This is a genomic window from Nostocoides japonicum T1-X7 (assembly GCF_001046855.1).
Taxonomy (GTDB): Bacteria; Actinomycetota; Actinomycetes; order Actinomycetales; family Dermatophilaceae; genus Nostocoides; species Nostocoides japonicum.
Window position 1 is genome coordinate 2,691,078 of sequence record NZ_HF570958.1, and the last position, 13,162, is coordinate 2,704,239.

The window sequence follows — 13,162 nt, forward strand, 5'->3', positions numbered from 1 at the left end:
ACGCGGGCTCGTCCGGCCCGCACGGCCCGGACCGCGGCCAGAACCGGCCGGGCCGGGGCCGGCAGCGGAGCCGGGCCGCTCGTCGCGGCGACGGTGTTCCTCGTCGCGATGTGCCTGCGGCCCGCGCTCACCTCCGTCGGCCCCCTCCTGCCCCGGATCGGTGCCGCCGAGGGGCTCGGCGAGACGATGCAGGGGCTCCTCGGGGCCCTCCCCCTCCTCGCGTTCGCGGCCGTCTCGCCGCTCGTCCACCGGCTGTCGGGACGCCTCGGCGTCGATCGGTCCGTGCTCGTCGCCCTCCTCGTCCTCACCGTCGCGACGGTCGGCCGCTCGTGGTCGGGACCGCTCGGGCTCTGGGTCGGCACGTGGGTCATCGGCGGCGCCATCGCCATCGGCAACGTCCTCGTGCCCGTCATCGTCCGGCGCGACTATGCGGGCCACGTGCCGGGAGCGACCGGGCTCTACTCCGCGTGTCTCGTCATCGCCGCCGGCGTCGCGTCCGCCGTCGCCGTACCCGTCGCCGAGGCCACCGACTGGCGGGTCTCGCTCGCCGTCTGGGCCATCCCGTCGCTCGTCGTCGCCGGGGCGTGGCTGCCGCGGACGTTCGTCGGTCCCCCGGCGTCGGTGGGGGCCGATCTGGTGGGCCCCGGACCGGTCGGCCCCGGACCGGTCGCAGGCGAATCGGCATACCCGCCTGAGGACCCCGAGCCGGCGCCGGACCCAGGACCGGCCGATCCAGAGGCGGTGGGGCCCGAATCGGCCGGCCCACCGGCATACCCCTCGGTGGTCCCCGAGCCGGCGACGAGCATCTGGCGGCAGGGGACGGCGTGGCTCGTCACGGCCTTCATGGGACTGCAGGCGGCCTCCTTCTACATCCTCGTCACCTGGCTGCCGACCGTCGAGGACTCGATGGGCGTCTCGAGCCGGACGGCGGGCATCCACCTCCTGCTCTACCAGGGCATCGGGATCGTCGGCGGCCTCACCATCCCGATCCTCCTCCGACGGGGCACCACCGAGGTGACCGGCTGTGTCGTCGCGAGTCTCCCGACGCTCGTCGCCGTCGTCGGGCTGCTTCTCGCACCGGCTCTCGTCGTCCTCTGGGTCTGCATCGCCGGCCTGGGACAGGGGGCCGCCCTCGTCACCGCGCTGACCCTCGTCGGCATCCGGGGCCGCTCGCACCACGACACCGCGCGGCTGTCCGGCATGGCGCAGTCCGTCGGCTACCTCCTCGCGGCGGGCGGTCCCGTCACGGCGGGGTACCTCGCGCAGCGCACGGGCGGCTGGCGCGCCACGCTCCTGCTCGTCACCGCCCTGGCCGTCGTCCAGATCGTCGTCGCGGTCCCCGTCGGGAGGGACCGTATGCCGTGAGCCGAGTACGCCTCAGCTGGCGGTCGGGTCCGGGGCCGGGTCCGCGAGGCCCAGCCAGGCGCGCACGTCCTCGGTATGCCGGCCGAGCGGCGGGGGTGGCAGGTGCCGGTCCCGGTCGCCGGAGTAGGCCTGGTCGTCGAACCGCAGCGGAGAGCCCGGCAGGGTGATGGGCCCGACCGTCTCGTGCTCCACCTCCAGGAGCAGCCCCTGGCTGCGAGTCTGCTCCCACCCGTAGACGTCGTCGAGCGTGCGGACCTTCCCCGCCGGGATGCCGGTCTCGGCGAGGCGAGCCAGCCAGGCCTCCGACGCGTCCTGGCGCAACCGCTCCTCGATGACGCCGATGAGCTCGTCCCGGTGGGTGACCCGCTCGGTGTTCGTCGCGAACCGAGGGTCGTCCGGCGCGATCCCGAGGAGACCGGCGAAGGCGCGCCACAGGGCCTGGTTCCCGACGGCGATCTGAACCGGCGAGTCCGCGGTATGGAACAGTCCGTACGGCGCGATCGACGGGTGATGGTTGCCGAGGGCCGTCGGCACCTCGCCCGCGACCGTCCAGCGTGCCCCCTGGAAGGCGTGGACGCCGACGATGCTCGACAGCAGGCTCGTCCGGACGACGCGGCCGCGGCCGGTCCGGCTGCGCTCGTAGAGGGCGGCGAGGATCCCGATGACGCCGTTCATCCCGGTGAGGATGTCGCCGATGGGCACCCCGACCTTCGTCGGCTCGTCCGGGTCCGGTCCGGTGAGGCTCATGAGACCGGCCTCGCCCTGGGCGATCTGGTCGTACCCGGCCCGAGACCCCTCCGGGCCGTCGTGGCCGAAGCCGGTCATCGAGCAGACGACGAGGCGAGGGTTGAGCTCGTGGAGGCGCTCGGTGGGGAAGCCGAGCCGGGCGAGGACGCCCGGACGGAAGTTCTCCAGGAGGACGTCGGCGCGCTCGACGAGGCGGGTGAGCAGCTCCTTCCCGTCGGCCGACTTCAGGTCGGCGGTCACCGACTCCTTGTTGCGGTTGCAGGACAGGAAGTACGTCGACTCCTGCGCCCCGGGCTCGCCGACGAACGGCGGTCCCCAGCCGCGGCTGTCGTCCCCGCCCTGAGGATGCTCGACCTTGATGACCCGAGCACCGAGGTCGCCGAGGGTCATTCCGGCGTGCGGCCCCGCGAGGGCACGGGTCAGGTCGACGACGACGACCCCGTCGAGTAGTCCGGCCATGAGGCTCCTTCCGTCATCCGGAGCACGCGCTCCGATGTCCGTCCCGGTCGAGGTCCGCCCGTCGGCGGTGTCAGCCGACGCCCACGCGGACGTTGACCTGCTTGATCTGGCTGAATGCCGCGATGGCCCCCTCGAGGCTGAACTCGCGGCCGACGCCGGAGTCCTTGTAGCCGCCGTAGGACTGCCCGACGACCTGCCCGCCGCCCTGGTTGACCTGCACCCAACCCGACTCGATCCGTGCGGCAGCGGTGAGTGCCTCGTCGAGGTCGTGGCTCCAGACGTATGCCGCGAGCCCGTACGGCGAGTCGTTGGCGATCGCCACCGCCTCCTCCAAGGAGTCGAACGGCATGGCGACGAGCACGGGACCGAACACCTCCTCCTGGGCGATCCGGGAGGCGTTGTCGACGCCAGCGAGGATCGTCGGCCCCTGGAAGAGGCCGCCGGTCTCGGTGTCCTCGACGAGACCTGTGCCGTCGAGGACGACGTCGACGCCGTCGTCCTTCGCCGAGTGGACGTAGTCGACGATGCGCTGGAACTGCTTGGTGCTGATGATCGCGCCCATGTCGGTGGCCTCGTCGAGCGGGTCTCCGACGACGAGCTCGGCCGCCTGGGTCTTCAGCTCGGTGAGGACCGACTCGTAGACCGACCGGTGGACGAGCAGGCGCGACCCGGCGGTGCACGACTGGCCCTGGCGGGTGAACCGCATACCGAGGAGCAGCCCGCGGACCGTGTCGGTGAGCCGCTCGGGGGTCGCCGCGGACGGGAAGACGATGGAGGGACTCTTGCCGCCCAGCTCGAGGGAGACGTGGGCGAGGCGCTCCCCCGCGACCCGGGCCACCTCGCGGCCGACGGCCGTCGAGCCGGTGAAGGACACCTTGTGGATCCCCGGGTGGCGGACGATGGCGCCGCCCACGGTCGGGCCGGGGCCGGTCACGATGTTGAGGACGCCGGGAGGAAGGACGGTGTTGAGCAGCTGTCCGAGCCGCAGGATCGTCAGGGGTGCCTCGTCGGCGGGCTTGACGACGAGGGCGTTCCCGACGGCGAGGGCGGCCGGCAGCTTCATCCCGGCGATCATGAGGGGAGAGTTCCACGGGAGGATGGCGCCGACGACGCCGAGCGGCTCGATCCGCGTGTACTGCAGCTGGCCGTCGCCGGCCGGCAGGACGGTCCCCTTGAACTCGCCGGCGAGGCCGGCGAAGTACCGGAAGAGCGCGACGAGGGAGGCGACCTCCGGGCGGGCCTGCGGACGCAGCGCGTTGCCGGTGTCGTGCGCGGTGAGGCGGGCCAGCTCCTCGGCGTTCTCCTCGATGAGGTCCGCCGCCGCCAGCAGCGCCCTCTGGCGCACGGTGAAGTGGCTCGCCGCCCACCCGGGCTGCGCCGCGAGCGCCGCCTCGACGGCCAGGTCGACGTCGCGCTCCTGCCCCCGCGGCACCGTGGCGAGGACGAGCCCGGGCCGCGACGGGGAGGTGATCTCGGTGAGGGCTCCGTCCGCGGCGTACGCGTCGCGGCCGTCGATGATCATCGGCCACACGGAGACGTCGGCGTCGGGTGAGGTTGCCAGTGTCGGCACGTGCGCTCCTAGCTCGTCGGGTGCGGGTCCCGGTGGCTGGCGGCGGCCATCACGGCGATCGTCGCTGATCCGGGTCGTTCGATGGCGGAGCCAGATGCTATCGGTCGGCCGAGGGTCCGCGGACGGTGGCCCGGCGAGCGGCGGACCGGCATACGGGCGGAGCAGTGGCCGGCCGCTCCCGGGCGACCCTCACCGGCCGGGCCGCACCGGCCGGGAGGGCAGGCGGACCGTGACCCGAAGCCCCCCGGTGGGCCGGGCGGCGAGGGTGAGGGTCCCGTCGTGCGCCTCGGTGATGCTCCTGACGATCGCCAGGCCGAGGCCGACGCCGGACCCGGCGGTATGGATGCGTCGGGTGCCGCGCTGGAACGGCTCGGTGAGGGTGGGCAGCTCCGCGGGGTCCAGCTGCTCCCCGGTGTTCTCGACGGTGAGCACCGCGGCGTCGGCGGCCACGGTCGTCGTGACCCAGACGAGTCCCTGCTCGGGCTGGTTGTGGACGATCGCGTTGTGGACGAGGTTCGTCGCGAGCTGCAGCAGGAGCGCCGACGAGCCTTCGGTGGGGGCCGCGGCTCCGGAGGTCTCGACGGTGACGCCGTGCCGTTCGGCGACGGGAAGGAGGGTCTCCACCGCCTCCTCCGCGACGAGGGACAGGTCGACGTCGTCCCGGGTGAAGGATCGCCGGTCCGCGCGGCTGAGCAGGAGCAGCGCCTCGGTGAGGTCGATCGCCCGGGCGTTGACGGCGTGGAGACGGTCGATGAGCTCGCCGGTCACGCGGCTGGGGTCCTTGCGGGCCACGTCGAGGAGGGTCTGCGTGATGGCGAGCGGGGTACGCAGCTCGTGGGAGGCGTTGGCGGCGAACCGCTGCTGCTCGGCCTCGTGCGCCTCGAGCCGCGCGAGCATGATGTCGAAGGTGTCTGCCAGCTCGCGGAACTCGTCCTTGGGGCCCTCGAGCTCGATCCGGTGGGTGAGCGACCCGGCCGCGGCCCGGCGTGCCGCCTTCGTGATGCGGGCCAGCGGGGCGAGCATCCGGTCGGCCAGCAGCCAGCCGCCCACGAGGCCGACCACGAGCAGGAGGACGAGGGCCGCGCCCGCCTTCGGGGCGAAAGCGCGCCAGAGGTCGGACCGGCCGGGGATGAAGAGGGTGGGTGCTCTCATCGCGCCGCCGGGCACGTCGCGACGCTGGAGCGTGATGGCGTGGTCGGGGACGTAGCGCAGCAGGAACACCCACACGATGGCCAGCAGCAGGGCGCCGGCGAGCATGAGGAACCCGGCGTAACTGAGGGTGAGCTTGAGACGGACGCTCAGCCCGATCGGCCTATCCATCGGCGTGCTCCGTCCCCTCGGCGTCCGGCCCCGTGTCGATGCGGTAGCCGACACCGGGCACCGTCGCGATGATCCACGGCTCGCCGAGCCGCTTGCGGAGGGCGGACACCGTGATGCGCACGGCGTTCGTGAACGGGTCGGCGTTCCCGTCCCACGCCCGCTCGAGGAGCTCCTCGGCGCTGATGACCCCGCCCTCGGCGCCGACGAGGACCTCGAGCACGGCGAACTGCTTGCGGGTGAGCGCGACGTAGCGGCCGTCGCGATGGACCTCGCGGCGGAACGGGTCGAGGCGCAGCCCCGCGATCTCCCACACCGGGGGCCGGTGGTGGGCGCGCCGGCGGTCCAGCGCCCGGAGGCGGAGCACGAGCTCCTGGAGGGCGAAGGGCTTCGTGAGGTAGTCGTCGGCGCCGAGCCCGAACCCGCTCGCCAGGTCGTCGAGCCGGTCGGCGGCCGTGAGCATGAGGATCGGCATGCCGCTGCCGGAGGCGACGATGTGTCGCGCCACCTCGTCGCCGGACGGCCCGGGGATGTCGCGGTCGAGGACCACGATGTCGTAGACGTTGACGCCGAGCAGCTCGAGCGCGGTGTCCCCGTCGCCCGCGGTGTCGGCGGCGATCGCCTCCAGACGGAGTCCGTCGCGGATGGCGTCCGCGAGGTAGGGCTCGTCCTCGACGACCAAGACACGCATAGCCTCGTATGCTGCCAGCCGGGGGTTATCGCGAGCGTCTCGAAATCCTCGTACGGGCTCGCAACATCGCCGTCGCTTCGCTGGCGGCATGACCCACCGTGAATCGGCACGACCCACATCCGTCGCCCGGCGCCGGCGCCGGCGCCGGCCCGGGCTCCGCGCGCTCGCCCCGGAGGACGGCCTCGCACGTGCCGAGTTGATGTCCTCGAACGAGCCTCGAGACGACAACAACTCGGCACGTGCGGAGGGCCGGGGCAGCCGGGGGAGCCGGGGGAGCCGGGGCAGCCAGGGGGGACGGGCCGGCGCCGTGCTCGTCGTCGCCGTGCTCGTCGTCATCGCCGCGCTGCTCCTCGCCGTCCTCAGGGCGACCTCGCTGAGGGCCGGCGACGACCGGCCGAGCGAAAAGGACGTCGCCTACCTGTCGACCGACGGGTGGCCACGGACCGGTCAGGGTGCCTACGTCCTCGGCGACCGTGCGCCGGCGGTGAGCCCGCACCAGGAGCCGGTGCCGATCGCCAGCCTCGCCAAGGTGATGACCGCCTACCTCGTGCTGCGCCACGACCCGCTGGACGCGGGTGGCCAGGGTCGCCGGTTCGTCGTCGACGAGGCTGACGTCGTCGACACCGAGGCGCGGCGCCGCGAGGGGCAGTCGATCGTCGCCCTCCGCGCCGGCGAGGTGCTCACCGAGCGGGACGCGCTCATGGCGATCCTCCTGCCGTCGGCCAACAATGTCGCCGCGCTCGTCGCCCGTCAGGTCGCCGGCAGCGTGCCGGCGTTCGTCGCCGAGATGAACGAGACGGCGCGCGGTCTGGGGATGACGGACACGACCTACACCGACCCGAGCGGGTACGACGCCGGCACGGTCTCGACGGCCCTCGACCAGCTGCGCCTCGCACAGGTCGTCGCGAAAGACGGGACGCTGGCGGCCGTCATGGCGACCCGGAGCTATGCCCTGCCGGTCGCCGGGGTCGTGACGAACACCGACACCCTGCTCGGGCACGGCGGGTTCGTCGGGATGAAGACCGGCTCGGACGCGGCGGCGGGCGGCTGCTTCATGTTCCGGGTCGAACGGCATACCGCCGCCGGCACCGTGACGCTCGTCGGCGTCGTCCTCGGACAGCCGGGGCACGACCTCATCGCCGCGGGGCTCGAGGCCGCCCGGCAGCTCGCCGACCGCCTCATCCCGAATGCCGCGCTCCCGGCCGCTCCCCACCGCAGCCGAGCCCGTGCGCGACCCGCGGGCAACGCGTGACCCGAGTGGACGCGACGCGACCGGCAGACACCCGATGCCCGTGCCGCGCCGCGCCCGGTGTGCTCAGCCGGTCCACCGAGGCGCCCGCCTCCGACGCCATTGGATGTCCGTCGGTCGGTCCGTTCCGTCGAGGGAGGTCTGGTTCGCCGCTCGGTTGAGCTGTTCTACAGTCGGACGCCACCGACTCCAGGAGACGCCTGCCATGAACCTCGCCGACTACGACGCCCTGAGCTTCGACTGCTACGGCACGCTCATCGACTGGGAGGCGGGCATCGCCGCCGTCCTCGCCCCGTGGGCCGAGGAGGCGGGGCTGGCGCTGTCGGACGAGGAGCTGCTCCTCGCGTATGCGGAGCACGAGGCCCAGGCGGAGCGTGACACTCCCGCGGCGCTCTACCCCGACATCCTCGCCGAGGCGTTCCGCCGGACCGGCGCGGCCCTGGGGGCGACGGTCAGCGACGAGTGGGCGGCCCGGCTGGGCGGCTCGGTGCGGGCGTGGCCGGCGTTCGCCGACTCGACGCAGGCGCTGGCGTCGCTCGCCGAGGACTACCGGCTCATCATCCTGTCGAACGTGCACCGCGACGGGTTCGCCGGCAGCAACGCTCGGCTGGGGGTCGCCTTCGACCGGATCATCACCGCGGAGGATGTCGGGGCATACAAGCCGGCGCCCAACCACTTCGAGGCCCTCGACGCCGCCCTGGAGGACCTGGACATTCCGAGGGGTCGCCTGCTCCACGTCGCGCAGAGCCTGTTCCACGACCATGTCCCGGCCCGGCGCCACGGCCTGCCGTCGGTGTGGATCAACCGACGCCACGACCGTCCCGGCTGGGGCGCCACCCCCGAGCCCAGTGCCGAGTACTCCTACGACCTGGAGTTCCCCGACATGATCTCCTTCGCCCGCGCGGCCAAGGAGGCACGCGCCGGCGCTGCCGCAGACTCCTGATGTCGGGGGTCGCCGGGATCGAGCTGGTCGGTCGGAGCACCGCCGAGCAGGTGGCCGAGGGCCTGGAGAACCTCATTGTCGAGGGGACGTTGCGCCCGGGCGAGCGGATCAGCGAGGCCGGCATCGCCCGGACACTCGGCCTATCCCGCAACACGGTGCGCGAGGCGCTGCGGCTCCTCCAGGGCTCCGGTCTCGTCCGGTACAGCTTCAACCGGGGGCTCGTCGTCTGGGATCCCACCGACGAGGACATCGTCGAGGTCTTCAAGGCCCGGCTCTACCTCGAACGCCTCGCCGCCACCTGCCTCCACGCATCGACCGACCTCACCGGGCTGGAACTGGCGCACGCCGACTTCGAGCACGCCCTCGCCTCCGGCGACCCGCGCACCATCGTCGACGAGGACCTCGCCCTCCACCAGGCCATCGTCGCCACCCTCGGCAGCACCCGGCTCGACCGGTTCTATGCGGGCCTCGTGCTCGAGCTGCGCTACTTCCTCATGCTGCTCAGCCTCGACCGGCGCGAGTACGAGGACCCCGCCGCCGTCCGCGCCGAGCATCGCGCCCTCGTCGAGGCCTTCCTCACCCGCGACCCCGGGACCGCTGCCGCGGCCGCGACCGCCCTCGTCGAGGAGAACCAAGAGCTCGTCCGCGAGGTCATCGCCCGCCGCGGCGACCTCGGCAGCACTTCCTGACATCGGCACCCTCGGATGGGCCCTCGACCTGTCGGCGCCTTCGTGCCTACTCCCACCGGAAGAGGCGGATCGCCACCCGCGTCGTGACGGCGCCCCACACGACGAGGACGACGAGGTGGAGCGTGCTCGGCCAGTGCCCGGAGGTGGCGTCGGTGAGGCTCTGGACGGCGGCTCCGCTCGGGGTGAGGTCGGAGATGTGCCGCAGCCACGAGGGCATCGTGGGTCGGGGCAGCCAGAGCCCGGCGAGGAACTGCAGGACGAAGAAGAGGAACGACCCGAGCCCCGCGGCGACCTTGGCGTTGTGGAACGAGCTGGCGATGACGAGCCCGAGTCCGAGCAGCGCCCACGCGCCGAGGACGTATGCGAGGAGGAAGCCGGCGAGGTTGCGGGGCCAGCCCGCGCCGACGAGCCCCGGGACGACCACCATGACGACCATGCAGACGAGGGCGATCGAGAGGATGAGCGTGAGCTGCGCGAGCAGCAGCAGCGCCGGTGAGACCGGGGTCGTCCGGAGCCGTTTGAGCACGCCCATCTCGCGGTAGCGCGTGAGGACGTCCGGGAGCGCCTGGAGCGCGAGCAGGGTCATCGTGAAGAAGATGAGGATCGGCTGGTATGCCTCGAAGACGCTGAGGCCGCCCAGGCCCTTCGCCGGAGCGCGCATCGCGGGGAACGCGCTGAGGACGATGGACGCGCCGATCGGGAGGACCACCGTCCAGGCGACGACGCCGGGGTTGCGCGCCAGCAGCCGGGCCTCGTTGACGAGCATGGCGCGGTCGGCCCGCCAGTTGACGGGTCCCCGACGTCCGGTGGCCTCGAGCGTGGGCTGCCTCATCGGATGACCGGCCCGTCCGCCGGAGGCGACGTGACGTCGTCACGGGTGAGCGCCACGAAGGCGTCGTCGAGGCTCGGCTGGTCGACCCGCAGCCGGCCCACGGAGATGCCCCGCTCGTGGAGCGCGATGATGACGGCGCTCGCGACGTTGTCCGTGCCGGTGACGACGATCCGGTCGCCCGACACGGCGACCGCGTGGACGTCCGGCAGGGCCTCCAGCGTCGCGATCTCGAACGGCTCCGACGGCACGAAGCTCATTCGCTGGTCGGCCTGCACGTTGGCGGCGAGGCCCTCGGGAGTGTCGGCCGCGACGATCCGGCCGCGGTCGATGACGATGACGCGGTCGCAGAGCCGCTCGGCCTCCTCCATGAAGTGCGAGACGAGGAGCAGGGTCACCCCGGTGCCGCGCAGCTCCTCCAGAAGGTCCCACACCTCGCGACGGGCGACGGGATCGAGGCCGGTCGTCAGCTCGTCGAGAATCGCCACCTGCGGGTTGCCGACGAGCGCCAGGGCGACCGAGAGCCGCTGCTTCTGGCCGCCCGACAGCTTGGCGAAGAAGGTCCGGCGCTGCTCGCGGAGACCGAGCCGCTCCAGCAGCTCGCCGGGGTCCCGCGGCCGGGGGTAGAAGCTGCCGTAGAGCGCGAGCGCCTCCTCCACCCGCATCTTGTCCGGCAGGCGCGACTCCTGGAGCTGGATGCCGAGGCTGCTGCGGAAGGCGACCCCCTCGTCGGCCGGGTCCATCCCGGCGACGAGGATGGTGCCGCCGTCACGCTCCCGCAGCCCGCCGACGCATTCGACCATCGTCGTCTTGCCCGCGCCGTTGGGGCCGAGCACCCCGAAGATCTCGCCCTGCTCCACCGAGAAGGTGACGCCATCGACGACGGCGCGATCGGCATACACCTTGCGGAGGCTGTCGACCTCGATCACCGCCATGGTCCGCATTCTGCGCCGCATCCCTGGGGATTGGAGGTATGCCGACCCGTCCCGAGCGTCCCCGCATACCTCGACCGGCCCTCACCTCCTCGGAGTCGAGGTATGCCGAGCCCTCCCGAGCGTCCCCGCATACCTCGACCGGCCGTCGCCTCCTCGGAGTCGAGGTATCCCGTACCCCGTGGGAACGTCACACCGTCGCGCGATCGGTCGTCGCCTCGAACTCGATGCGCACCCCGAAGCCTTCGTCCGCCGGGATGCCGATGCGGCCTGCGGCCTCGTCGACGGCGAGGTGCGCGGAGGAGAGCCGTTGCGCGACGCGGTCGAGGTCGCATACCCCGACGGTGTAGGCGACGAAACCCGGTGTACCACCTGCGGTTTCCACCACAAGTCGGCCGGATCCCGCGAGCTTGATCTCGCGTCCGTCGGTCGTGAGCGGCGATCCGGTGAACGTCTCGAGGAATGCCGCGTGGCTGGGCGGGTCGGCGAGCTCGAGGGTGACGGCGGTGACGTCGACGGCGCCGTTGGGGTGTCGCTGGAGCAGGGGGTTCCAGAAGGCGTCCGGATGGTGCTGCTGGCAGACGAAGAAGGCCGCGGCGGGCACCCGGTCGTCGATGGCGTACGCGAGCGAGAAGCCGACATGGGTCGGCGTGCCGTCGGGCTGGCGGCCCTCGCGCTCGAAGGAGAAGGGCCGGAAGTCGCCGATCCCGGCCTCGGCGAACGTGGTCGCGTCGGCGTGGGCGTCCACGCTGTCGAGGACGAACATCGCGAGGCCCTCACGGCGCCTCAGGTAGTCCCTGACGAAGGCGCCGAAGCTGAAGAAGCCGGGGGCATGCGGCGGGATGAGCTCCTCGTCGGCCACGGTGATGAGCTCGAGGAAGGACGACCCGAACTGCACGAGGCGGTTCTCGGTCCCCCACGGGTGCCGGTTGCGGGCACCGACCTGGAACCCGAGCTGCTCGTAGCGGTCGGCGGCCGCGTCGAGGTCGTGGACGGCGAGGACGAGGTGGTCGATCCGGCGTTGTGGGCCGCTCATCGGAGGCTCGCTCCGTCGCCGAGACGTTGCCGCATCGTCTCGGCGGCGGCCCGGGAGGCGATGACGGCGCCGGCGAGGTAGCCCGCCTCCGCGGGACTGGTCTCGCTCCCCGCGAGCGTGAGCCGCGCGCTCCACGGGCCGTGGACCCAGGCCGGCGCGGCGCTCGCGTGACCGCTCGAGACGAGGTCGTCGGGGGTCGCCGTCAAGGGGTCGGCGGCCCAGTCCCGGTAGAGGGTGGCGACGGGCCGACCCGCCCGCTCGCCGAAGAGGCGCGCGAACTGGGCCACGCACGCCTCGGTCAGCGCCTGCTCGTCGAGATGCCGGCGTTCGACCGCCCCGACGCCGAGGAACCCGAACAGCGCCGCCCGTCCCGACCGGGTTGTCGCGTCGTGGATCTCGAGCATCGGCCCGACCATGCTCTGCGCCGTCCCCGAGTACCCGTCCGCCAGCCAGAACGGCTCGTCGTAGATCGCGAAGAACTTCGCGTGCGGCGCCATCCACGTCGGGGTCCCGCGCCACTGGGCGACCGTCTTCTCCGGCAGCTGCGGGGTGAGCTCGACCGTCGCCTCCAGCAGGCGCGGCGGCACCGCCGCCACGACCTGCTCGGCCCGCACGACCTGTCGCCGGCCGTCGGCGCCGAGGACGGTGAGCTGCACCTCGCCGCCGTGGAGCTCCAGGCTCGTGACGCGGGCGGCGAGGTGGATGCGCTCGGCCGGCAGGGTCCGGGCCACCCCGCGGATGAGACTCGCCGTCCCGCCGGCCACCCGCATCGTCGAATGCGGTTGCCGCTGACCCGGATACCGCTGTGCCGGCTCGCGCGACATCCGCTCGAAGATCACGTCGCCGTCGGTGCTCTGGGCGAAGCTCGCCACCCCCAGCTCGTCGACGAGCTCACCGATCCCGGGCTGCAGGTGCGGCCAGAACCACGAGGGTCCGAGGTCGAAGCCGTCCTCGGTTGCCGCGCCCGCGGCGTCGACCGTCAGCACGCGGCCGCCGATCCGGTCCCTCGCCTCGTACACCTCGACCTCCACACCCGCCTGGTGCAGCAGGCGCGCGACGTTGAGGCCGGCCAACCCCGCCCCGACGACGGCGACTCGGGTGTCCGTCAACGGTCGTCCCCTGCGTCCATCCCGCCAGCCTGGCACATGGGCGTGCAGCGGCTCGCGTGGGTACGGCTCGGACGGGTACGGTGCTGAATCCGGTCGGTGCGCACACTCCCGATGACCCGCCGGACGTCGTCCGTGAGTCGAGGTATCCAGACCCCACCGGAACGTCACCGCATACCTCGGCCGGCCGGTCGCCGCTCGGGGTCGAGGTATCCAGACCCCACCCGAA

General features: G+C 72.8%; 12 protein-coding genes. 4 read left to right on the forward strand and 8 right to left on the reverse strand.

Features of this window, described 5'->3' with window-relative positions:
• Window positions 1-1,365 (forward strand): MFS transporter (locus BN12_RS12040; protein ID WP_200901203.1); only part of this gene is annotated, 1,365 nt, incomplete at its 5' end.
• 12 nt (window positions 1,366-1,377) lie between these two features.
• Here the strand turns inward: BN12_RS12040 and BN12_RS12045 are convergent.
• The 4 genes from BN12_RS12045 to BN12_RS12060 all read right to left on the reverse strand — a co-directional run bounded on the left by BN12_RS12045 (window position 1,378) and on the right by BN12_RS12060 (window position 6,149).
• The gene (locus tag BN12_RS12045) at window positions 1,378-2,571 is read right to left on the reverse strand and encodes a CaiB/BaiF CoA transferase family protein (protein ID WP_048552780.1); all 1,194 of its coding nucleotides are present in this window, start codon (window positions 2,569-2,571) and stop codon (window positions 1,378-1,380) included.
• A 70-nt stretch (window positions 2,572-2,641) separates the two neighbouring features.
• On the reverse strand, window positions 2,642-4,141 hold the full coding sequence (locus tag BN12_RS12050; RefSeq protein WP_235432387.1) for an aldehyde dehydrogenase family protein: 1,500 nt from the start codon (window positions 4,139-4,141) through the stop codon (window positions 2,642-2,644).
• A gap of 189 nt (window positions 4,142-4,330) precedes the next feature.
• Complete coding sequence (locus BN12_RS12055) at window positions 4,331-5,461, reverse strand: sensor histidine kinase (protein WP_048552781.1); 1,131 nt, start codon at window positions 5,459-5,461, stop codon at window positions 4,331-4,333.
• Entirely contained in the window at window positions 5,454-6,149 is a 696-nt protein-coding gene (locus BN12_RS12060) for a response regulator transcription factor (RefSeq protein ID WP_048552782.1), read from the reverse strand. Before BN12_RS12060 ends, BN12_RS12055 begins: the two co-directional genes overlap by 8 nt.
• Window positions 6,150-6,237: 88 nt before the next feature.
• Between BN12_RS12060 and BN12_RS12065 the strand changes: the two genes are divergently transcribed.
• The 3 genes from BN12_RS12065 to BN12_RS12075 all read left to right on the forward strand — a co-directional run bounded on the left by BN12_RS12065 (window position 6,238) and on the right by BN12_RS12075 (window position 9,030).
• The gene (locus BN12_RS12065) at window positions 6,238-7,401 is read left to right on the forward strand and encodes a D-alanyl-D-alanine carboxypeptidase family protein (protein WP_157635468.1); all 1,164 of its coding nucleotides are present in this window, start codon (window positions 6,238-6,240) and stop codon (window positions 7,399-7,401) included.
• 202 nt (window positions 7,402-7,603) lie between these two features.
• Window positions 7,604-8,341, forward strand: a complete 738-nt coding sequence (locus tag BN12_RS12070; RefSeq protein ID WP_048552787.1) for a haloacid dehalogenase type II — start codon at window positions 7,604-7,606, stop codon at window positions 8,339-8,341.
• Complete coding sequence (locus tag BN12_RS12075; RefSeq protein WP_048552789.1) at window positions 8,341-9,030, forward strand: GntR family transcriptional regulator; 690 nt, start codon at window positions 8,341-8,343, stop codon at window positions 9,028-9,030. Before BN12_RS12070 ends, BN12_RS12075 begins: the two co-directional genes overlap by 1 nt.
• A 46-nt stretch (window positions 9,031-9,076) precedes the next feature.
• Here the strand turns inward: BN12_RS12075 and BN12_RS12080 are convergent, their stop codons facing one another.
• The 4 genes from BN12_RS12080 to BN12_RS26140 all read right to left on the reverse strand — a co-directional run bounded on the left by BN12_RS12080 (window position 9,077) and on the right by BN12_RS26140 (window position 12,936).
• Window positions 9,077-9,862: an ABC transporter permease gene (locus BN12_RS12080; protein ID WP_200901204.1), complete on the reverse strand. Its 786-nt coding sequence runs from the start codon at window positions 9,860-9,862 to the stop codon at window positions 9,077-9,079.
• Window positions 9,859-10,794 (reverse strand): ABC transporter ATP-binding protein, encoded by a 936-nt coding sequence (locus BN12_RS12085; protein WP_048556339.1) that lies wholly within the window; start codon window positions 10,792-10,794, stop codon window positions 9,859-9,861. The genes BN12_RS12080 and BN12_RS12085 overlap by 4 nt, the downstream gene beginning before the upstream one ends.
• Window positions 10,795-10,981: 187 nt before the next feature.
• Window positions 10,982-11,827, reverse strand: coding sequence for a VOC family protein (locus BN12_RS12090; protein WP_053080022.1), 846 nt, complete (start codon window positions 11,825-11,827; stop codon window positions 10,982-10,984).
• The gene (locus tag BN12_RS26140) at window positions 11,824-12,936 is read right to left on the reverse strand and encodes a flavin monoamine oxidase family protein (protein ID WP_048552790.1); all 1,113 of its coding nucleotides are present in this window, start codon (window positions 12,934-12,936) and stop codon (window positions 11,824-11,826) included. The genes BN12_RS12090 and BN12_RS26140 overlap by 4 nt, the downstream gene beginning before the upstream one ends.
• Window positions 12,937-13,162 lie beyond the last annotated feature (226 nt).